The sequence below is a fragment of the Achromobacter sp. ES-001 genome (assembly GCF_019448355.1).
GTDB lineage: Bacteria > Pseudomonadota > Gammaproteobacteria > Burkholderiales > Burkholderiaceae_B > Achromobacter > Achromobacter spanius_B.
On record NZ_CP079940.1, the window covers coordinates 4461437 to 4480647 of the forward strand.

Annotated in this window: 16 protein-coding genes; 7 read left to right on the forward strand and 9 right to left on the reverse strand. The window is 63.2% G+C overall.

All coding sequences use genetic code 11. The features are described 5' to 3' along the window. Positions 1-588 (reverse strand): RNA polymerase sigma factor, encoded by a 588-nt coding sequence (locus tag KYT87_RS20050; protein ID WP_219990680.1) that lies wholly within the window; start codon positions 586-588, stop codon positions 1-3. Further along, positions 578-1261, reverse strand: coding sequence for a secretin and TonB N-terminal domain-containing protein (locus KYT87_RS20055; RefSeq protein WP_240433936.1), 684 nt, complete (start codon positions 1259-1261; stop codon positions 578-580). The genes KYT87_RS20050 and KYT87_RS20055 overlap by 11 nt, the downstream gene beginning before the upstream one ends. 229 nt (positions 1262-1490) lie before the next feature. Between KYT87_RS20055 and KYT87_RS29880 the strand changes: the two genes are divergently transcribed. After that, a complete protein-coding gene (locus KYT87_RS29880; protein WP_255593346.1) occupies positions 1491-1910 on the forward strand; it encodes a hypothetical protein in 420 nt (139 codons plus the stop codon). Between the two features lie 31 nt (positions 1911-1941). Here the strand turns inward: KYT87_RS29880 and KYT87_RS20065 are convergent, their stop codons facing one another. The 4 genes from KYT87_RS20065 to KYT87_RS20080 form a co-directional block, all read right to left on the reverse strand. Then, positions 1942-2307 (reverse strand): cupin domain-containing protein, encoded by a 366-nt coding sequence (locus tag KYT87_RS20065; RefSeq protein WP_219990681.1) that lies wholly within the window; start codon positions 2305-2307, stop codon positions 1942-1944. 28 nt (positions 2308-2335) lie between these two features. Further along, positions 2336-2890 (reverse strand): helix-turn-helix domain-containing protein, encoded by a 555-nt coding sequence (locus KYT87_RS20070; RefSeq protein ID WP_120156490.1) that lies wholly within the window; start codon positions 2888-2890, stop codon positions 2336-2338. A gap of 190 nt (positions 2891-3080) precedes the next feature. Continuing rightward, positions 3081-3863, reverse strand: a complete 783-nt coding sequence (locus KYT87_RS20075; protein WP_219990682.1) for an aldolase — start codon at positions 3861-3863, stop codon at positions 3081-3083. Between the two features lie 114 nt (positions 3864-3977). After that, positions 3978-4958: a tripartite tricarboxylate transporter substrate binding protein gene (locus tag KYT87_RS20080; RefSeq protein ID WP_219990683.1), complete on the reverse strand. Its 981-nt coding sequence runs from the start codon at positions 4956-4958 to the stop codon at positions 3978-3980. Between the two features lie 821 nt (positions 4959-5779). Between KYT87_RS20080 and KYT87_RS20085 the strand changes: the two genes are divergently transcribed. Together KYT87_RS20085 and KYT87_RS20090 are read left to right on the forward strand one after the other, a co-directional pair. Beyond that, positions 5780-6937 (forward strand): AAA family ATPase, encoded by a 1158-nt coding sequence (locus tag KYT87_RS20085; protein WP_219990684.1) that lies wholly within the window; start codon positions 5780-5782, stop codon positions 6935-6937. Then, positions 6912-7505 (forward strand): hypothetical protein, encoded by a 594-nt coding sequence (locus KYT87_RS20090; RefSeq protein ID WP_219990685.1) that lies wholly within the window; start codon positions 6912-6914, stop codon positions 7503-7505. The genes KYT87_RS20085 and KYT87_RS20090 overlap by 26 nt, the downstream gene beginning before the upstream one ends. A gap of 340 nt (positions 7506-7845) precedes the next feature. On the opposite strand, the gene KYT87_RS20095 is transcribed toward KYT87_RS20090, so the two are convergent. Genes KYT87_RS20095 through KYT87_RS20105 form a run of 3 tightly spaced genes read right to left on the reverse strand, consistent with a single transcriptional unit; the run spans position 7846 to position 14705 of the window. Further along, positions 7846-8853, reverse strand: coding sequence for a tripartite tricarboxylate transporter substrate binding protein (locus tag KYT87_RS20095; protein ID WP_219990686.1), 1008 nt, complete (start codon positions 8851-8853; stop codon positions 7846-7848). A gap of 54 nt (positions 8854-8907) precedes the next feature. After that, entirely contained in the window at positions 8908-11355 is a 2448-nt protein-coding gene (locus KYT87_RS20100) for a CoA transferase (RefSeq protein ID WP_219990687.1), read from the reverse strand. A gap of 32 nt (positions 11356-11387) precedes the next feature. Beyond that, the gene (locus KYT87_RS20105) at positions 11388-14705 is read right to left on the reverse strand and encodes a carboxyl transferase domain-containing protein (protein WP_219990688.1); all 3318 of its coding nucleotides are present in this window, start codon (positions 14703-14705) and stop codon (positions 11388-11390) included. A gap of 299 nt (positions 14706-15004) precedes the next feature. Between KYT87_RS20105 and KYT87_RS20110 the strand changes: the two genes are divergently transcribed. The 4 genes from KYT87_RS20110 to KYT87_RS20125 all read left to right on the forward strand — a co-directional run bounded on the left by KYT87_RS20110 (position 15005) and on the right by KYT87_RS20125 (position 19154). Next, a complete protein-coding gene (locus KYT87_RS20110; protein ID WP_052946018.1) occupies positions 15005-15907 on the forward strand; it encodes a LysR family transcriptional regulator in 903 nt (300 codons plus the stop codon). A 259-nt stretch (positions 15908-16166) separates the two neighbouring features. Then, positions 16167-16574, forward strand: coding sequence for a Zn-ribbon domain-containing OB-fold protein (locus tag KYT87_RS20115; protein WP_240433938.1), 408 nt, complete (start codon positions 16167-16169; stop codon positions 16572-16574). Between the two features lie 91 nt (positions 16575-16665). Next, complete coding sequence (locus KYT87_RS20120) at positions 16666-17817, forward strand: acetyl-CoA acetyltransferase (protein ID WP_219990689.1); 1152 nt, start codon at positions 16666-16668, stop codon at positions 17815-17817. Positions 17818-17840: 23 nt separating this feature from the next. Then, positions 17841-19154: a 3-hydroxyacyl-CoA dehydrogenase gene (locus KYT87_RS20125; protein ID WP_219990690.1), complete on the forward strand. Its 1314-nt coding sequence runs from the start codon at positions 17841-17843 to the stop codon at positions 19152-19154. Positions 19155-19211: the final 57 nt, after the last annotated feature.

A 19211-nucleotide genomic window follows, 5' to 3' on the forward strand; every position in this document is an offset into this window, starting at 1 on the left:
TCAACGCCATGGTGTTTCGTCCCGGCACGCTTCGCGGGAGGGGACGCCCGGGTGGCTCGTTCCGTTGCCCGTCGCCTGCCCGGCCACGAGGAGTTCTTGCGCGCAATGTTCCAGCGCGCGCTTCAGTTCCTTGGACACGATGCGCTCGGACACGCCATAGCGCCGCGCAATTTCCGCATGCGGTAGCTCTTGCACACGCGCGGCCAGCACCATCTGCTGCGTCCGTTCGGGCAGTTTCTTCAGCGCACGCTGGAACGCATCGATCTGGTTGCGGCCTTGCGCGATGCGGGCAGGGTCCGCGGCCTCGTCCGCCAGGTGGATCAATTCACTGATTTCAACGCCCGTCAGCAGGCGGGAGTCGCGGCGACGCTGGTCTTCCGCGATGTTCAGCGCCACGCGAAAAAGATAGGCGGCCGGTTGCTGGATGGACGAACTGGCGGGCAGGTCGTTCACCTTCAAAAACGCTTCCTGCATGGCGTCGTGCGCCAGGTCGTCCGAACCCAGTCGTCGACGCAGCTGACTGCGAAAGTCGTTGTAGCGTTCCAGAAACAACGCCCGCAACGAGCCGTCCGGTTTGTTATCCCGCACTGCCGGCTCCCCTATCCGCATCGCATTGCGCCGCACTGCGCGGCGTCAGCAGCACCGTCAACGGCTGCGGCATCCCTGCCGGCAGCGGACCAATCACCGCCCCGCGCAACGCCGCTTCCAGGCGTCCGTCCAGGCCGGCTTGCCCCGTTGACGACACCCACCCAACCCGGCTGACGCGCCAGGCCTTGTCGAACCACAATTGCACCAGCGCGCGGTAGTTGCCCGGCTGCGTGGCCGCCGCCGCGCACAGGGCGCGTTTCAACGCCGTCTGCACCACGGCGGCGTAAGGCGTGTCGCGCAGGCGCTTGCCCGCCGCGCCGGCGCCTGCCGCCGTGTCCTCGTCCTTGGCGACCAGCGTGAAAGACCGCGCGCTGGCATAGCGAATCGATAGCGGCGAGCCGGCCAGCAGCCGGCGCAACGCTTCGCTGGGCGTGTAGGCGCCCACCACGGCGGGCGCCTGCCTGCCCGCCGTCAAGGTGCTGTCCACCAACACGGTCAACCCGCTGGCCAGGCTGTATTCCACCAGCGCCTGCGCCAGGGGCTGCGCGGCAATCTCGAAGCGCATGGGCTTGGCGGGGGGTGCCGCGGCATGCCCAGTCGGCGACAGCGCCAGCAGGCCCCAGGCCAGACACGCGCGCAAGGCCACGCCACGGCCCTTGAAGACGCTCTTCATAAACGTGACCGCAAGGGAAAAGTGCCTGACATGGCCGCAACAGAGAACGCCATCAGCGCCCGCGCCTGGAAAAGCCGCCATGCTAGAGCGGCTGAATGACGCATTCGTGACACTTGACGCGCGCGGCGCGCGCCGCCGCCACGCAACGGTCACCTACGGGGTGCGGGCGGTCTCTATACTTTTTGGATTGCGTCGGCCACGTTTGGCCGGACCGTTCAAGGGAGCGCGCATGCGCAAGGTGCGGGGGGCCAGGGGCCTGTGGCTGGAGATCGTCGTGATGGGCGGCGGCGCGCTGGGCGTGGTTGGCGCGTTGGGGATTGTGGGCGCGGGCGCCATGGCGCAGACCGTGGAGGCGCGGACCGTGCAGGAGCAAAAGCCGGCGCAGTCGGCCCTGCCACCGGCTTCGGCCCGATCAAGCGGCGCGTGCATCGAGACCGAGGTCAACGGCTACCGGGCCTTGTCCTACGACTGCCTGAACCAGAAGATGGCGCCGGACACCACGGCTAACCGGCCGTCTCCGGGGCTGGCGTCCGAGGCCATCACGCAACGCCCGCCCAACCAGATGGGCCTGCCCACGCCCGCCACCATCGGCAACCGCATGGGCAACACGTTTGGTACGTCAGCCTATCCGCAACGGCCGCAGCCGTAATGGAAGTACTGTGGCGCATTCCCGCGCGGCGCTACACCGTGCGGCAGATGAAATAGATTTTCTTGACGAACTGATCCACTTCCCAACGCCCCGTATACCCCTCGGGCATCACGAAGGCTACGCCCGCAGTCAGTTCGTGCACGGTGCCGTCCGGATCGACCAGCCGCGCCGCGCCTTCCACGATGGTGCCAAATTCGATATAGCCCGTCGTGTTCGCCTGGAACGCCCCGGCGGTGCTTTCCCAGACGCCCGCTTCCGCCTTGCCGGCGTTGCCTTCAAAGGCGGTGACGGTCTGAAAGGCCGCATCGCCCGAGATCGGGCGGCGGGGCTTGCCGGGCACCGGATTCTTCATCGGGCCGGCGTCGATGCGGACTAGCCGCGATGAGTCGTGCTTCATGGCTTACCTATGCAAAGTTGTCTTGATTTCAGTGCGCCGCCACCACCAACACCTCGGCCATGGCGCGGCTGACCGTGCGCATGCGGTGCGGCAGTTCGGAATCAAAGTAGACGGAATCACCGGTTTCCAGGCGGAACTGGCGTTCGCCCACCTGCACTTCGACAGCGCCTTTGAGCACCAGCAGGAATTCTTCGCCCGGATGCGGGAACACCGCCGTCGCGTCAGGAAATTCGCGCGGCGGATGCACCACAAACGGTTCCATCGCCTTGACCTTGCGACGCCCGGCCAGTGATTCGTAGTGGTATTGCACGCCCGGCCCGCCGCGTTGCAGCGCCTCGCGGTCGCCCACACGCACCACGCTGACCACTTCGTCTTGCGCGGCGCCGTCTTCGCCGACCAGTTGGGATACGCCCACGCCATAGGCTTCAGCCAGGCGCAGCACCGTCGAAATCGACGGTTCGCTCAGGCCGCGTTCCAGCTTGGACAGGTAGCTTTTGGTCAGCCCGGTGCGCTGCGCCAGCTGTTCCAGGGAAAGCGCTTGCTGGCGGCGCAGGGTGCGAAGGCGGGGGGGCAGGTCGATCATGGCGGGGGGTGGAAAATCGGACCGGTAAGAATGCCCGAAACCTGCGCCGCCGTCGAGCCGGCCCTGCCCGGCCTGGCTGCCCGATCCGCGCCGCATCCTGCTCGCCTGTCCGGTGCCCTAACCGGTCCCCTATCCGGTCTTCTATGCGGTTTCCTATCCGGTCTCCTATCCGGGCGCCCGCTGCCTCGGGCTACGACAACACGTCCGGATGCGCGCGCAGCGCCCGGCGGGCGTAATACGAAAACCCCACCTGCGACCGCTTGGGCGTCAGGATCCAGTCATGCGCTTCGCGTCCCAACGCGGGCGGAATAGGCTGGATCTTGCCCGCCGACATCGCCAGCAACTGCATGCGCGCCGCGCGTTCGAACTGCAAGGCCAGCACGCAGGCCTCTTCCACCGACCCGGCCGCAATCAACATACCGTGGTGCGACAACAGAATCGCCCGCTTGTCTCCCAGCGCCGCCGAGATGATCTCGCCTTCTTCATTGCCCACCGGCACGCCCGGCCAGTCCTTCAGAAAAGCCACATCGTCGTACAGCGTGCAGTTGTCCATGTGCGACACCTCCAGCGGTACCTCCAGCATCGACAGCGACGCCACGTGCAAGGGGTGCGTGTGGATAATGCAATTCACATCAGGGCGCGCGCGATAGATCCACGAATGAAAACGGTTGGCCGGGTTGGGCATGCCGCCGCCCTCTTGCACGCGCAAATCTTCATCCACCACCAACAGATTACTGGCCGTGATTTCATCAAAGCCCAGGCCCAGCCGCTGCGTGTAATAGCGGCCCGCTTCGGGCGTACGCGCGGTGATCTGCCCCGCCAGGCCGGAATCGTGGCCGCCATCGAACAAGATGCGGCACGTCAGCGCCAGCTGTTCGCGCAAGCTCCATTGCGGCGTATCGAACTGGCGCTGCATCTCGGCTTGCGCACGCGCGATCAGTTCGTCTTTTCCCAGGTGCATCGTATCGGTCATCATGTCTCCGTCGTGCCGTCCTTCATCAACGGCGTAAATCCCGGCCGCGCACATGGGCGCGCTTGCCGGGGTGTCCATAGCATAAAGGGCGGCCGCGTCGCGCCCGCCCGCCGGTCAATCCATCTTGATGTTGGCGCGCTTGACGATGTCGGTCCACTTGGCATTCTCGGCTGCGATAAAGCGCCGATATTCCTCTGCCGACCCCGTGTACAACTGCGTGCCCTGCGCCGCCAATCGATCCTTCAATTCCGCCGACGCCAGCGTCTTTTGCAACGCGGCGTTCAAGGCGGCCACCACCTCGGGCGGCGTGCCTGCGGGCGCCAGCAACGCGTTCCACGAACTGATCTGCAAGGCCGCATCGCCCACTTCCGCGCTGGCGGGCACGGCGCTCGCCGACGCCAGCCGCTTGTCCGCCGCCACCGCCAACGCGCGCAATTTGCCCGAGGCCACGTGCGGCATGATGATCGGGCTGGCGTCCATCACCACATCCACCTGTTCGCCGATGGCCGCGTTGACTGCTTCGCTGCCGCTCTTGAACGGCACATGCACAATATCCACGCCGGCCGTCAGCTTCAACAATTCCAGCCCCAGATGCGGTGAACTGGCATTGCCCGCCGACCCGAAATTCAACCGCCCGGGATTGGCACGCGCGTAGGCAACAAACGCGGCAAAGTCCGCAGCCGGCAACCCGGCGCGCGTAGCCAGCACGAAAGGCGACCCGGACACCATGCCCACCGGCACGAACTTGGCGGCGTCGTAGCTCAGCTTGCTGTAGATCAGCGGATTCACGATCTGCGTGCCCACGGTACCCATGAAGACGGTGTAGCCGTCCGCCGGCGCGCCGGCCGCCAACTGCGCGGCAATCACCCCGCCGGCCCCGGGCCGGTTTTCAATGACGACGCTTTGCCCCAAGGCATCACCTATCCCCTTGCCCACCTGCCGCGCCACGATATCCGTGATCCCGCCCGCACCAAACGGCACCACCAGCCGGATCGGCCGATCGGGATACGCCGCATGCGCCCCACCCGCCCAGGCGGCCATTCCCGCCGTCACACACATCGTCGCCAGCGCGGCGAACTTGCCAAGCACCTTCATGTCATTCCCCTTGGACGGGCTTTATTTGCCCTAATGACACAAAGTGTCCTACAGAACATTGATTTTCCGCAAGGGGAATTTTGGATGGAGGGTGTATGAGGGGCGGCGAATAAAGTTCGCGATTTTTGATGAAGTTCGCCTGTTGGCTTTGGGGGGCAACGTCTGCTATTGCGCGGGGGAGCTTCTTTTCTTCTGTGCAGATGAACGGCCTGCGGGTTGGAGAAAGGCGAACTTCGCGTTAAGCGCGATTAAATTGGCGCGACAGGCTAAGCCCGCAGATTCGGGGCTTTCCCTAAGGGCATTAGACAAAGGGCGACGGACGTCTCGAGGCACTCCGCTCCAGGTTGGGAGCGGTAAGAGAAGAAAGCTGTCTTGTGTGGAAGGCCCGGAGGATCCTGCGGTCAGTGGCCGGTTTCGGCCATCTACAGCCGTTGGCCAGCGTTTTCGCGCGGACATTTGAACATCCGATGCCCACCAGACACCGGACGTTCAAACACATGCGCAATCTGCTAAGGCGTGGGCCTTTACGGTCGTTCGCGCCCCGTCGTGTTTTGTGCGCAACAAGTGGCTGTCCAGACGGCCCCGTAGGCACCCGTCGCGCTTCGATTAAGCCGAGTGTTCGATAGTGGCTGGTCGGAAAGGATGCTGCGAACAGCCCAAGCTGTGTAAAATTTGCGTCGCAGGACCGATGGCTCTCGAAAGGAAGATCGGGTTGTGCTTGTAGCATCACTCACAGAGAAGCCATGGGCGTGCGTGTGAGACAAATGAAAGCCCCGCGGTTAAAACTCACACTGAAATGGCAAAAGGGAAGAAAGTCTCGTATGGACGATAACGAACGCGAAAAACTATTAAACCTTGCATTTCGCCCGCATTATCCGATCGAAGATCGCGAAAGCTTCTTCGGTCGCGAGCAGGAACAGCAGCGCGTGATTCAGGCACTGCACAGCCCTGGGCAGCACGTCGTCATTTATGGTGAGAGAGGCGCTGGCAAAACCTCGTTAGCGCGGGTGAGCACGATCGGCAGCCCTCGAATTGACGTTTTCTGCGAAAGCGATTCATCTTTCTCAAAGCTTGCACGTGACGTGATCCTTAAGTATCAGAAGGCATTTCCCACCAAGTTGGTTTATGACGCCGCGACCGATCGAGTATCCATCGAAGGGGTCATGCGTTCAATCGACAATTTGGATGGAAACAGCCTGAAATCGCTGCTGCCAAACGAGCCGCTCGTGATCATCTTCGATGAGGTTGATCGACTTCCGGCAAATACGCTCGCGAGCCTTGGCGAATTCGCAAAGAATGCAGCCACCGACCTCGGTAACTCGACTCTTGTGTTCGTCGGCGTTGGCACTACAGTAAACGATCTGCTACGCGGTCACGAGTCCGTCTTCCGAAACATCAAATCTGTGGGGCTAGGCAGGTTTGAGCGAGACTCAGACATAAAAGCGATTTTGGAAAAAGGAGGCGGCATTCTAGGACTCAAATTTTCCACGTCAGCCGTCTCCGATATCATCCTCGCGTCTGACCGCCTGCCGTTTTATGTCCAGTTACTCGGGATCACGTCCGCTCGTGTGGCGATGATCGAAGGCTCGAATATAGTCACAAAGGAGCACGTTACAAGAGGTGCTGAGGATGCGGCTCAAGACGCGGATGAAACGCTGCGTGACGCGTACGAATCGGCAATCCTCTCCTCGCGGAGTGACGTCTACAAGTACATCCTGTGGGGATTGGCGTCGTTGGATGGGCGCATGGAGGGCGCCGTCGGACAGATCGCGGAAGTAGCATCAAATTTTGCGTATGGCAAAAACATAAGCGCACAGGTGGCGGGTACCGCTTTGAAAGAGCTGATCTCTGACAATCGACAGAGCATCATTTCGGCTCGCACAATGGGGCCGAGGAAAACCTTCTATTCTTTTTCACACCCGTTGATGCGCGGGTATGTAAGGTTGCGAATTCATGCCGCTAACAACCGCACTGAGTGACTTTCAAAAAAATACGCAGGTCTGCTTGCATTCATATTGGCAGATTAGAGCCGCGAACGCCGCAATGATGCATTTCACTCAATCTGGACCGTGGACGACCCTCCCACTGGAGTTCGGTAACTTGCCTCACACGGCGCAAGTTCCACCACCGCAAAAAGTGCCAGTTAGCGCAGCATTACGTGAGATTGAGAGCTATATCAAGAACGGAAGGGCCGTCACGGACTTCTTTTTCGCGGTGATCTCGTACTTCGAGTCTTTCCTTTCCGCAGCGTTGGCCGCAAAAACTCTATCCACCGATGGGACACTCGGCCAGCTCATGGCGCGGGCGAAGCAGGGATATTCCCTCCCAACTTCGCCGGAAACAGAAATGGCTGACGAAGTTCGGGAGCGTCGGAATATGCTGGTGCACCATCAGGGAGTAGCACAGCAGCGCTACGTGTCTGTTGCCAGTGTTACATCGCTACCTGACCACATCCGTTCGGCAACGCTTGGACAGGCTTTATCTATCGACGACAGTTATTTTGCCTACGTGTGTGACGGCCTAATCACTTACGCGCGACTTTTTTAGTTGCACCCTAAGTGTGAGTCAGCGCAGTGCGCATCTTCCGCCACGCCGCTATAGACGGCGGATGCCGAAGACAGAAAAGTCTTCGTACGCGCGAAAGAGAGGCAGCCAATATAAAGGGTTATGCGTAGCGACTTGCTGAGCGGCTTGAGAACTGGACGACCGTGAAACCTTGGAAGCGGACGCGGAAGCCACGCGAGAGCGAACGACGGCAACGGGTCGGTAGCGGACAGCGTCCCCTCTACACGAAACCAGAGCAGCGTGCAGCTCCACCGCCCCAATCCCTGCCCGCCAAACCGGCGGCAAGACGCCTCGCTGGCGTCCGCCGCGCGCCGGGCTCGCCTTAATCGATGACAATATTCTCCCGCTTCACCACATGAGACAGCTGATCGACCTCACGCCCGATGCGCGTGGACAATTCCTTCGGATTGCTCATGACGACGCTACCCTGCGCACTGAGTGAAGACTTCGCAGCGGGCTGTTCCATCGCAAGCTTGGACTGCTCGTACAAGGAGTCGACGATCTGGGCAGGCGTGCCTGCCGGGGCGAACAGGCCCAGCCAGAAAGTGACGTCGATGTTTGGATAGCCTGCCTCGGCCATCGTGGGGATATCCGGCATTTGGGAAATCCGTTGCTTCTGCGTGACCGCCAGGGCTTTCAACTTGCCGGCTGCCACTTGCGGTGCGCTGGCCAGCGTATCGAAAGACGTGTTCACCTCGCCCGCCATGACCGCCATGCTTGCTTGCGAGGCCGACTTGTAAGGGACATGGGTTGCCTTGAACTGCGTGTCGTTGCTCAGTTGCGCAAACGCCAGATGGGCCAGGTTGCCTTGGCCTCCCGACCCATACGTGAGCTCGCCCGGATTCTTTTTGGCGTACTCAACCAGGTCCTTGACCGACGCGATGGCGTGCTTCTTGGCCCATTCGGGGTTGACGTTCAGAATGAACGGCGCGTCCAGTACCAGGGCGATGGGCGCGAAATCCTTGGTCTTGTACGGGGAGTTCTTGTAGATCAAGGGGTTGACGGTGATGCTGCTGCTGTTGGTGGCCAGCAGCGTGTAGCCATCCGGCGCCGAACGGGCCACCTCGGCCGCGCCGATCGATCCATTGGCGCCGCCCTTGTTTTCCACGATGACGGGCTGCTTGAGCGTCTTGGACAAAGAGTCCGACAGCAGGCGAGCCATCGTGTCCGTGATTGAACCGGCCGGAAACGGCACGATGATCTTGATGGCTTTGGTGGGCCATGCCTTGTCCTGCGCGAACGCGGCGGTAGTCCCCAAGCCCAATGCCGAAGCCACGGCAAGGTGCGCGGAAGCGATGAGGAAGTGACGGCGGGAATCGGATGTAGCCATTTTTTGTCTCCACGAAGTTAGGTCTTGTGCATTGCGTCGTGCTTGCGGGGCTTGTCAGGCCGCCTTTCTGGTTGCGGTGCTTCCGATGATTCCGTCGCGCTCCAGCGACTGTTGCTGATCCACGCTCATGCCCAGCACGCGCGAAAACACATCGCCATTGTGCTGCCCGAGCGTAGGCGCCGGACGCACCGCCGCGACCGTAGCGTCCGGCTCCCTGAACCAGGGCGTGGTCGCCAGAAACTCGCCGATATAAGGCCGGGAAGTCGCCTTGAAAAACTCACGGGCTTTCAGATGCGGGTCATCGAGCAGCGTCCAGACCGGTTTGACTTCTCCTGCGCTGATGCCCGCCTGTTGCAGTTCGGTCATTGCGCTTTGCGCGGAGCGCGCGCGGGTCCATGCGTTGATCCTGCGGTCTATCTCTTCCTGCCGGGTCCGTCGGCCGGCCGCCTTCTCCAGAGCAGGGTCCCGGGCAAGATCAGTTGCCTGCATGACCGCCAGCAATGCCTGCCATTGCGCATCGCTCGTGATGCTCACCACCACCCAGGCGTCATCGCCCGCGCACGGGTAAATTCCTTGCGGGGCATGAAGAGGATGCGCGTTGCCGATGCGGGGCGTGGTGTTGCCGTGCACCGACTGTTCAATGACGAACGGCGCTGTCATGGGCAGCATGCATTCCACCTGAGACAGGTTGACGTGGCGGCCCTTGCCCGAGCGCTGCTGCTCGAACAGCGCCAACAACGCCGCAGCCCCCCCGTTAAAGCCACCCACGGGATCACCATAGGCGTAGGAGGTCAGCGCCGGTGGGTCCTGCGCGAAACCGGTGTGATGGGGCAGACCGCTAGCCTGCTCCAGCGTGCCGCCATAGGCCCTGATCGTGCTCCATTCGTTGCCCGACCCGAATGCCGGCATGGACACCATGACCAAGCGCGGATTGACCTGGGACAGCACGGCGTAGTCCAGCCCAAGTTTGGGCAGCACCTCGGTCGAGTAGTTCTCGATGACGATATCGGCCTTGGCCACCAGATCGAGCAGGACCGCACGCCCTTGCGCGCGCGTCAGATCAAGCGTGATGCCCAGCTTGTTGCGGTTCATCAGCGCAAAGTTCGAGTTCTTTTCGTACAGCTTTTCTTGATAGAACTCATCGGTGTAATGCGTGCCCCGCCACCAGTCCGGATAGCGCGTGCTTTCAACCTTGATGACTTCCGCGCCAAAGTCCGCCAGCGTCCTTGCCGCCAATGGCCCGGCCCACCCCATCGTCAGATCGACCACGCGGATGTTTCGTAAGGGCAGCGCGCCCGGCGCAGCCGGGGTGAAGTCGGCGGCCGGCGTCAGGCTCTGCACGTCGCGGTAGCGGGGGCCGTCAGCGTCCAAACGCGCTGCCTTACCGCCCGGCAAGGGGCCCGCATCGCCCATGGGCAGCGGAACGACAGGCCCCTCGAATTTGGCCGCCCCGACCGTGACGGGAACAAAAGCGCCGCGTTCGCGATGCACGCTCTGTTCAAGCAGTTCTGCCATGGTCGGCACGATGACAGCGGGAAATTTTTCCTTGCGCAGCACGTCGAACCATTCCTGGGCTGTCCTGGCGCGCAGGCTGGGAACCAGGAACGCATCGATTTCGTCGGCATGGGCCATACGGGTCGGCCCGCTTGCAAACCGCGGATCCGCTGCCCGGTCCGGGTGGCCGATGGCCGCGCACAGCGCAGCCCACTGCGGGCCGGTATGGGCGAACAGCCCAATCCAGCCCTTCTTGGTCTCGTAGATGCCGGCCGGATGCGTCGTGCAGAACCGGTTGACCCCCAGCCTGGCCAAGGGATGCCGACCATCCTGCACCATGCCGGCTTCCATCTCGACCAGCGAAAACGCAATCTCATGGATGCTCAGCAGATAACGCCGGCTGCCGTCGGATCGTCCCAGCAACGCGGCGGTCGCGCTGGAGAATGCGGCGACACCGGCGGCAATGGCGGTCTGAATGTCGTGCGGCAGATGGGGCGGCCCCTGCTGTGCGCCACTGCAATACACCGCGCCGGCCAGGGCGCGGCACACGGCCTCGGTCCCCGCGAAACCACGGTAGGGTCCGGACTCGCCGAACCAGGTCAGACAGATTTCGATCGGCACATTGCCCTGGCCGTCATTCCCATCGCCGGCGTAGGCGGGGCGCGTCAGGACCTCCGAGCCTTCGTCCAGGGCGCGGGCGTCAAGAATCACGTCGCATGTCCGCGCGATCCGTGACAGCCACGCGGCATCCGCGCCTGTCTTTCCTTGTCGTGCCACGCTGTGCTTGTTGGTATTTAGCCAGGCATGCAAGGCGCTTGCGGGCTCGTCATTGGCCTCGTTCAACAGGGGCGGCAGGCGGCGCAGCGTGTCGCCGTCGGCGTCCTCCAGCTTGATGACCTCGGCGCCAAAATCCGCAAAGAGCTTCCCGGCATAAGCCACTGCCGCACCGCAGCCGATTTCCAGCACGCGCACCCCGGCGAAGGCGAGCCGGCTTTCAGATGTATGCATCGTCGCAACCTGTTCCAAAACACTTGCCCCGATCACCAGGTATCGACAAAGGCGCGGCGGGCCCGGCCGGCGCGCAAAGAGGCCGACGCGATGCCTTGGCGTATCCACGTGCGGGTCTGCGCGGGGTCGATGACTGCGTCGATCTCCGTCGTGGACGCGACATTGATGGCGTGCCCGCGCTCGTAGGCGCGAGCCACCAACTCGTCGTAAAGCGCCTGGCGCTGTGGCCCCTCGGGGACATACTCAAGCTCTTTCTTGAAGCCCAGCCGGATGGAGCCTTCCAGGCCCATGGGGCCGAATTCGCCGGTTGGCCACGACACCGCGCAACTGGCCGAGCGAAAGCCCCCGCCGGCCATGGCCATGGCGCCCAGACCGTAGCCCTTGCGCAAGGCAATTGCCAGGATGGCGACGCGCAGCTTGGCCGCGACCACGAACATGCGCGACACATGCCGCACTTGTGCCTTGGCCTCTTGCTCTGGCCCGACCATGAATCCCGGCGTATCGATCAACGAAATGATGGGCAGGCCGTGGATGTCGCAAAGGTTCATGAAGCGTGCCGCCTTGTCGGCCGCATCGGCGTCGATGGCGCCTCCCAGGTGATGCGGATTGTTGGCGATGATCCCGACAGGCTGCCCTTCCACACGCGCCAGCGCGGTGTGCATTCCCAGGCCGAATCCCGAGCGCAGCATCAATACGCTGCCTACGTCGGCAATGCCTTCGATGGCCTTGCGGCTGTCGTAGACGCGCAGGCGATTCTCGGGCACCACATGACGAAGGTGGCGCGGGTCGGGCGCCACCCAATCCTTGGTGCGGCCCTGGAACATGGACAGATAGTGCTTCGCCGCCGCGACGGCCTGCGCCTCGTTGTCGACCAGGATGTCGATGACGCCATTGGCGAACTGCACCGGCGCGGGGCCAACGTCCTCCGGCCGGAAGATGCCCAGTCCTCCGCCTTCGATCATCGCCGGGCCGGCCATGCCGATGTTGGCGCTCTTGTCCGCGATGATGACATCGCAGACCCCTAGAAAGGCGGCGTTGCCCGCGAAACAGCGTCCCGAAACAATGCCTAGCAAAGGCACTTCGCCACTGAGTTCGGCCAGCGCGGCGAACGACGGCTGATACAGCCCGGACACGAACGGAAAATCCACATCGCCCGGCCGCCCGCCTCCGCCTTCGGCAAACAACACCATCGGCATTTCGTCGCGGCGCGCGCGTTCCACCAACCTGTCGGTCTTGATGTGGTTGCGTTTGCCCTGCGTGCCCGCCAGCACCGTCGCGTCATAGGCCATCACTCCGGTCAGCGACCCGTCGTAGCCGAATGCGTCGCCGTTGACGTTGCCAATGCCGGTGACAATGCCGTCCGCGGGCGTGTTGGCGATCAGGTCTTCCTTGCTGCGGCGGCTGGCCTGCGCGGCAATGACCAGCGCGCCAAACTCCACGAACGAGCCTTCATCGCACAGGTCGTCCACGTTCTCCCGTGCGGTGCGCTGCCCCCGCGAACGGCGCTTGGCCACGGCCTGCGGGCGCGCGTCATCGTAAAGCGACGCATGGCGGTCGAGCACGGCTTGCAGGTCAGGGCGCACGGCGTCCAGATCGATCGCGTCTGTCACGACATCGGTGTCGTCACCACTCGATTCCTGCTCCAGCAAGACCAGGATCTGGCCTTCAAGCACGTTGCCGCCACTGGCGGCCGGCACCTGGACGACCCTGCCATTGAAGTCGGCGACGACGGTGTATTCCATTTTCATCGCTTCGATCACGGCGATGGGTTGGCCCTTGAGCACGACCGCGCCAGCGCTCACGGACACCTCGACCAGGCGGCCGCTTAGCGGCGCGCGCGATGCCGACAGCCCTTCGGGCACAGCGGCCTGCGCTGCCTGCGGCAAGTTGGCCGCCGCCGCGCTGCGCCCACCCGAATCCCCGATCAGGCTGTCCTTGGCCTGCTGCTCCTTTGCGTACTGCTCGGCCGCTGCAAGCAGTTCCCCGAGGATGGCCTCGATGTAGCGCGTATGGTTGCGCTGCGACAGGAAGTCCTCGCGGGCCACAAGCGCCTGCAAAAGATGGATATTTGTCGCGACACCGGCAATCCGGAACTCGGCCAGGCAACGGCGCAAGCGCCGCACCACGCCCGAGAAATCGTCATTGCTGCTGAACACGATCAGCTTGGCCAGCAGCGTGTCAAACGCCGGGGCCGGCGCGTAGCCGCTATAGGCATGGGTGTCGACGCGCACTTCGGGGCCGGCGGGCGGCTCAAAACGCGCCAGCCTGCCGTGTGCCGGGCGTGCCATGCCCGTGGCATCGGTCGATTCTGCATTGATGCGCACCTGGATGGCGTAACCGTTCAGCCCCGGCGCGTTGGCCGGGTCCACGCCCAGTTCGGCCAAGCGCTTACCCTGCGCGACGCCGATCTGCAAGGCCACCAGATCCACCCCCGTGACCTGCTCGGTAATCGTATGTTCGACCTGCAACCGGGGATTGGCTTCGATGAACACAAAGTCCGTCTGCACCCCGTGCTCGTTTTCTTCGACCAGGAATTCAAAGGTACCCAGGCTGCGGTACTCCACCTTGGCCGCCATTTTCTTTGCCGCGGCAAGAATGGCGGCGCGCAGATGGGCGCTTAGCACCGGGCTGGGCGCGATCTCGACCACTTTCTGAAAGCGGCGCTGTAGCGTGCAATCCCGATCGCCAAGCGCGACCACCGACGCCCCATCGCCGGCAATCTGCACTTCGATATGACGCGCGCGATTGACCAGACGTTCCGCGTACAGCGCGTCCACGCCAAAGGCCGACATGGCTTCCGACCGGCAGCGGGCATAGCGTTCGGCGATATCGGCTTTGGACTTGACGACGCGCATCCCGCGCCCGCCGCCTCCGCCGACCGCCTTGATGACGATCCCGACCCCGCCCTGCTCGTCGAAGAACCGTTCGACGTCCGCAAGGCTTGCACCGCCCGGCGTGGCGGGCATGACGGGCACGCCGCATTCGCGGGCCAGTTGCAACGCGCGGCCTTTGTCTCCGAACAGGGCAAGGTGATCGGCATTCGGGCCGATGAACGTGATTCCCGCCGCATCGCAAGCCAGGGCAAAATCCGCCCTTTCACTCAAGAAGCCATACCCGGGATGGATGGCATCGCAATGCTCGGCCATGGCTACGGCAATGATGGCGTCGATATCGATATAAGCCGCCGGACCGGAGCCGGTCAGCGCAACCGAGGTATCCGCAACAATTCGATGCCTGGAGTTTGAATCGTCCTGGGAATACACCGCGACGCTTTCCAACCCAAGGTCGCGCACCGCGCGAATGACTCGCACGGCGATTTCGCCACGATTGGCAACCAACACTCTTTTCATAGCGATCCTATGTCTCTGCTCTAACTCTTATGCTCAAGTTCTTCGGCTGCTGCCCCTAGCCCTTGCATGTTCCTGCCAGACGAGGCGCGCCCGCGGGCAGGCGCCGATAGGCATTAACATGCAAGCGGATACGCGCAATCGCAGCCCGGCTTGATCCGGCGGTTGTCGTTAACTTGGTGAGGATGGTAGGAGTCGTGCCACAGCCGCACAATTCACATTTTTCTCTGACCCCTATAGCCGTTCGGCATGTGTCTCGATAAAAGCAGGCGGAAATGGAACTCAGGCAATTAAGAACGGTTTTGGCGATCGCGGAAACCGGCAGCCTCACCAAGGCGGCGGAACTGCTGCACGTTGTGCAGCCCGCCCTGTCCCGGCAGCTCAAGCAACTGGAAGACGAACTGGGCACTGCGCTTTTCGAGCGCAACCGGCTTGGAATGGTGCTGACGGTGCCAGGCCGCCGGTTTGTCGATCAGGTGCGGGTTTCCCTTAAGGGGCTCAATGAAGCCCGGGCCGACATCGGCGCTGCAAAATCGGATTTGCTTGGCACGGTGTCCATCGGCATGCTGCCCGGCCTGGCGGCCCCGCTTGCCGGCCCGCTCGTCATCGCGTTGCAGCAGCAGTATCCCAATCTGCGCGTGCGCATCGCCACCGGCTTTTCGGATTTCCTGCAAGAGGGGCTGGAGGGCGGCAAGCTTGATATCTGCCTGATGGGCGACTATCTGCAATCCGAACTTCTGCAGACCTCGCCCGCTTATTCCGAACCCATCTACGTCTTCGGCCTGCCGGGATCCGGATTATCCGAAGACACCCCGATGACGCTCGAGGCCGTCTCCAGAATGCCCATGGTGGTGCCGGAAGCGCGCAGCTTGCGCAACGTGATAGACCGCGCCTGCACCATCCTTGGCGTCAACCTGAATCTGGTTGCCGAGTCGGACAGCACCGCGGTCATTCTTGATCTGGTGTTACGCGGGGTCGGCTACACCATCCTGCCCGTCATCCCCATCATGACGATGCTGGCCGAAAAGCGCATCGAAGGCGCGCCCATCATCAGCCCCACGCTGCAACGCACCGTGATCATCGGCACCGCCGTGCTGAACCGCAACCCCCGCATCGTCAATGTGCTGCATGCCGAGCTGATCCGCCTGCTCGAGCCCTACATCAAACAGTTCGAGTACGTCGGCGTACGCTGGCTGGCTGATTGAATACATCCCTCTGCCTGCAACCTCCGCGTACACCCTCCGCGTGCCCCCTCTGCGCGGCACCCGGCACGCACCGGGCCACGGCCCAGCTATGCTCAATCGCTATGACCCTTGTCAAAATTAGTTAATTGTCCCGAGACGGGTCGCCCCCCTAAGATCATTCCAGCGTCGTGGCATCGCCAGCAGACAAGCCATGCACCCAACGGGTGTATGCCCCGTCCGCCTGCCGGCCGGCCGGGGCCAGGAATCTTGGGAGGCGAATGTGCAGAATTCCTCTAACAGCACACACACAGCAGGCGACGAGGCAGTCGGCCCGGAGCAGTACTTCCAGCGCATGCTCGAACAAGGGCAGTTCATGATTCAGCGCTGCGAAACCACCGGCCGCGCCGTTTTCTATCCTCGGGCCATCTCCCCGTATGGCGGCGGACGCCTGCGCTGGGAAGCGGCCAGTGGCGGCGGCACCATCTATTCGACCACCGTCGTGCGCCAACGCCCCGAACGGGGTGGAAATTACTGCGTCGTCCTGGTGGACCTTGAAGAAGGACCGCGCCTGATGAGTACCGTTGTCGACATCGATCCCCTTGCGGTGACGATCGGCATGCGAGTCCGTGCAGAAGTGCGCCGCCAGTCCTCTGGCGTGCCGCGCGTGGTGTTCGTGCGCGCGGACTGACCGCGCGTGGTGTCTGTGCGCGCGGGCTCACCGCGTGTGGTGTCTGTGCGCGCGGGCTGACCGCGCGACGCCTGTTAATTGGAATGACTTGATGGCTACTAGTACAAGAGGGGCCTCGGCAATTGTCGGGGTCGGCACCACCCCTGGCTGGAACAGCCCCGGGTTCTCGGCGTTGGATCAACTTGGCATCGCCGTTCAGGCGGCGGCGGCCGATGCGGGCATCGGTGTGGACCAGATCGACGGCTTGTTCACGTCCACGCTGACGCATTTCATGCCCGCCCTGTCCGTGGCGGAGTATCTCGGCATCCATCCGACCTATATGGACGGCACCAACATCGGCGGCTCCTCATTTCTGGCCCACCTGTTGTCGGCCACGCTTGCCCTGCAAGCCGGGCTGTGCAAAGTGGCCTGCATTTGCTATGGGTCGAACCAACTGTCGGCGGGCGGCAAGCTGACCACCCTGACTGAACCCGCGCCCTGGGAGGCGATGTATTCGCCGCGCAACCCCATCAGTGGCTACGCCTTGGCGACCGCACGCCACATGCACCAGTACGGAACCACGCGCGAGCAGTTGGCCAGCGTCGCGGTCGCCGCGCGCCAATGGGCGCAGCTCAATCCTGCCGCGCACGAGCGCGGCCCCCTGAGCATCGCCGACGTTCTGGATTCCCGGCCTATATCCGACCCGCTCACGCTGCGGGACTGCTGCCTGGTGACGGACGGCGGCGGAGCGATGATTCTGGTCGCCGCTGAGCGCGTGCCGGAATTTTCCAACACGCCGGCCTATGTCCTGGGTGTCGGCGCGGCAACCACGCATCGCCAGATTTCACGCATGGAAGACCTCACGGTCACCGGTGCCGTGCAATCCGGCCAACGCGCCTTCAAGATGGCGCGCGTCGCACCGCAAGAGATCGACGTCCTGCAACTCTATGACGCATTCACCATCAACCCGATTCTGTTTCTTGAGGACCTGGGCTACTGCGCCAAGGGCGAAGGCGGCGCGTTCGTGGCGTCAGGCGTGACCGCGCCCGGTGGCGCACTGCCGGTCAACACCAACGGCGGCGGCCTGTCCTGCAATCACCCGGGCATGTATGGCATTTTCGCGGCCATCGAAGCGGTGCACCAGATCCGCCGCTCCGCAGGCGCCCGGCAGGTTGACGGCGTCGATCTGGCTCTGGCTCACGGCAATGGCGGCCAGTTGGCCAGCCAGGTCACGGCGATTCTCGGATCGCGCGCCACCCTGTAATCGTTGAAACCGCGGACACAATCATGAGCACCACCACCAGCACGCCAGTCGTCACCCACCATCCCTTCGTGGCCGAACGTCAATTGCACAAGCCCCCGTTTGCGGCCAAGGCCAGGTCCGTCAACCGAGCGGCGGTGATAGGCGCCGGCACGATGGGCGGCGGCATTGCGATGTGCTTCGCCAACGCCGGCATACCCGTGGTGCTGCTGGAAAAAGACGCCGAGCGCCTCAGCCAGGGCATGGCGCGCATCAAAGAAAACTACGCCAACTCCGCGCGGCGCGGCCGGCTCAGCGCAGAGGACGTCGCACAGCGACTCGCCCGCATACAGGGCAGCACGCGCTTCGAGGATCTGGCCGACGTGGATCTGGTCATTGAAGCGGTGTTCGAGGAAATCGGGCTTAAACACGAGATATTCAAGACGCTTGATCGGGTCTGCAAACCCGGCGCCATCCTGGCCTCAAACACTTCTTTCCTGGACATCGACGCTATCGCGAGCGCCACTCAGCGGCCCCAGGACGTGGTGGGGATGCACTTTTTCAGCCCGGCCAACGTCATGCAGTTGCTGGAAAACGTGCGCGGCTCCGTCACCTCGGACGACGTGTGCGCCACTGTCATGGACGTGGGCCGCCGCCTGGGCAAGGTCGCCGTGCTGGTGCGGTCCTGCGACGGATTCGTCGGCAACCGCATGTTGGCCAAGCGTACGCGCGAAAGCTATTTCCTGCTCCAGGAAGGCGCCTCGTTCTTTCAGATCGACGGTGTGCTGCGCGACTTCGGCCTTCCGATGGGGCCGTTCGCCATGGCGGATCTGGCAGGGTTGGACGTGGGCTGGCGCAATCGCCAGAGCCGCCTGCAACGCCTGACGCCGCGCGAGCGCGAGTGCGACATGCTGGACCGCATGGTCGCCGCGGGCCGGCTGGGCCAGAAGACCCAGGGTGGCTTCTACGACTATGACAGCGACCGCAAGGCCACCCCATCACCGGCCGCCGAAGCACTGGTCACCGCACACCGCGCCGCCTCAGGCAGACAAGCGCGGCACATCTCCGACGAGGAAATTCTGGAGCGCTGCCTGTACTCGATGATCAACGAAGCCGCCTATATCCTGGAAGAGAACATCGTCGAACGCGCCTCCGACATCGACGTCGTCTGGCTCAAAGGCTACGGCTTTCCCGCCTATCGGGGCGGCCCGCTGTGCTATGCGGACCAGATCGGCCTGCCCGCCATTCTGGCGGGGCTGCGCAAGTATGAAGCCGTGCACGGCTCCCAATACTGGAAGCCGGCCAATCTCATCGTCAAGCTCGCTCAGGAGGGGCGAGGCTTTCACGATGACCCTGCCTGAATCCGTGCACACGCAATAAAAGAGAGCACGTCAACGCTGTTCCGGAGAGACGCAGGC

Bases quoted from the DNA above. Each gene is read 5' to 3' on its own strand.
- KYT87_RS20080 (WP_219990683.1), bottom strand. From the start codon at position 4,958: ATGAAGGTGCTTGGCAAGTTCGCCGCGCTGGCGACGATGTGTGTGACG.
- KYT87_RS20095 (WP_219990686.1), bottom strand. From the start codon at position 8,853: ATGGCTACATCCGATTCCCGCCGTCACTTCCTCATCGCTTCCGCGCAC.
- KYT87_RS20100 (WP_219990687.1), bottom strand. From the start codon at position 11,355: ATGCATACATCTGAAAGCCGGCTCGCCTTCGCCGGGGTGCGCGTGCTG.
- KYT87_RS20075 (WP_219990682.1), bottom strand. From the start codon at position 3,863: ATGACCGATACGATGCACCTGGGAAAAGACGAACTGATCGCGCGTGCG.
- KYT87_RS20065 (WP_219990681.1), bottom strand. From the start codon at position 2,307: ATGAAGCACGACTCATCGCGGCTAGTCCGCATCGACGCCGGCCCGATG.
- KYT87_RS20090 (WP_219990685.1), top strand. From the start codon at position 6,912: ATGCCGCTAACAACCGCACTGAGTGACTTTCAAAAAAATACGCAGGTC.
- KYT87_RS20125 (WP_219990690.1), top strand. From the start codon at position 17,841: ATGAGCACCACCACCAGCACGCCAGTCGTCACCCACCATCCCTTCGTG.
- KYT87_RS20105 (WP_219990688.1), bottom strand. From the start codon at position 14,705: ATGAAAAGAGTGTTGGTTGCCAATCGTGGCGAAATCGCCGTGCGAGTC.
- KYT87_RS20070 (WP_120156490.1), bottom strand. From the start codon at position 2,890: ATGATCGACCTGCCCCCCCGCCTTCGCACCCTGCGCCGCCAGCAAGCG.
- KYT87_RS20120 (WP_219990689.1), top strand. From the start codon at position 16,666: ATGGCTACTAGTACAAGAGGGGCCTCGGCAATTGTCGGGGTCGGCACC.
- KYT87_RS20085 (WP_219990684.1), top strand. From the start codon at position 5,780: ATGGACGATAACGAACGCGAAAAACTATTAAACCTTGCATTTCGCCCG.
- KYT87_RS20055 (WP_240433936.1), bottom strand. From the start codon at position 1,261: ATGAAGAGCGTCTTCAAGGGCCGTGGCGTGGCCTTGCGCGCGTGTCTG.
- KYT87_RS29880 (WP_255593346.1), top strand. From the start codon at position 1,491: ATGCGCAAGGTGCGGGGGGCCAGGGGCCTGTGGCTGGAGATCGTCGTG.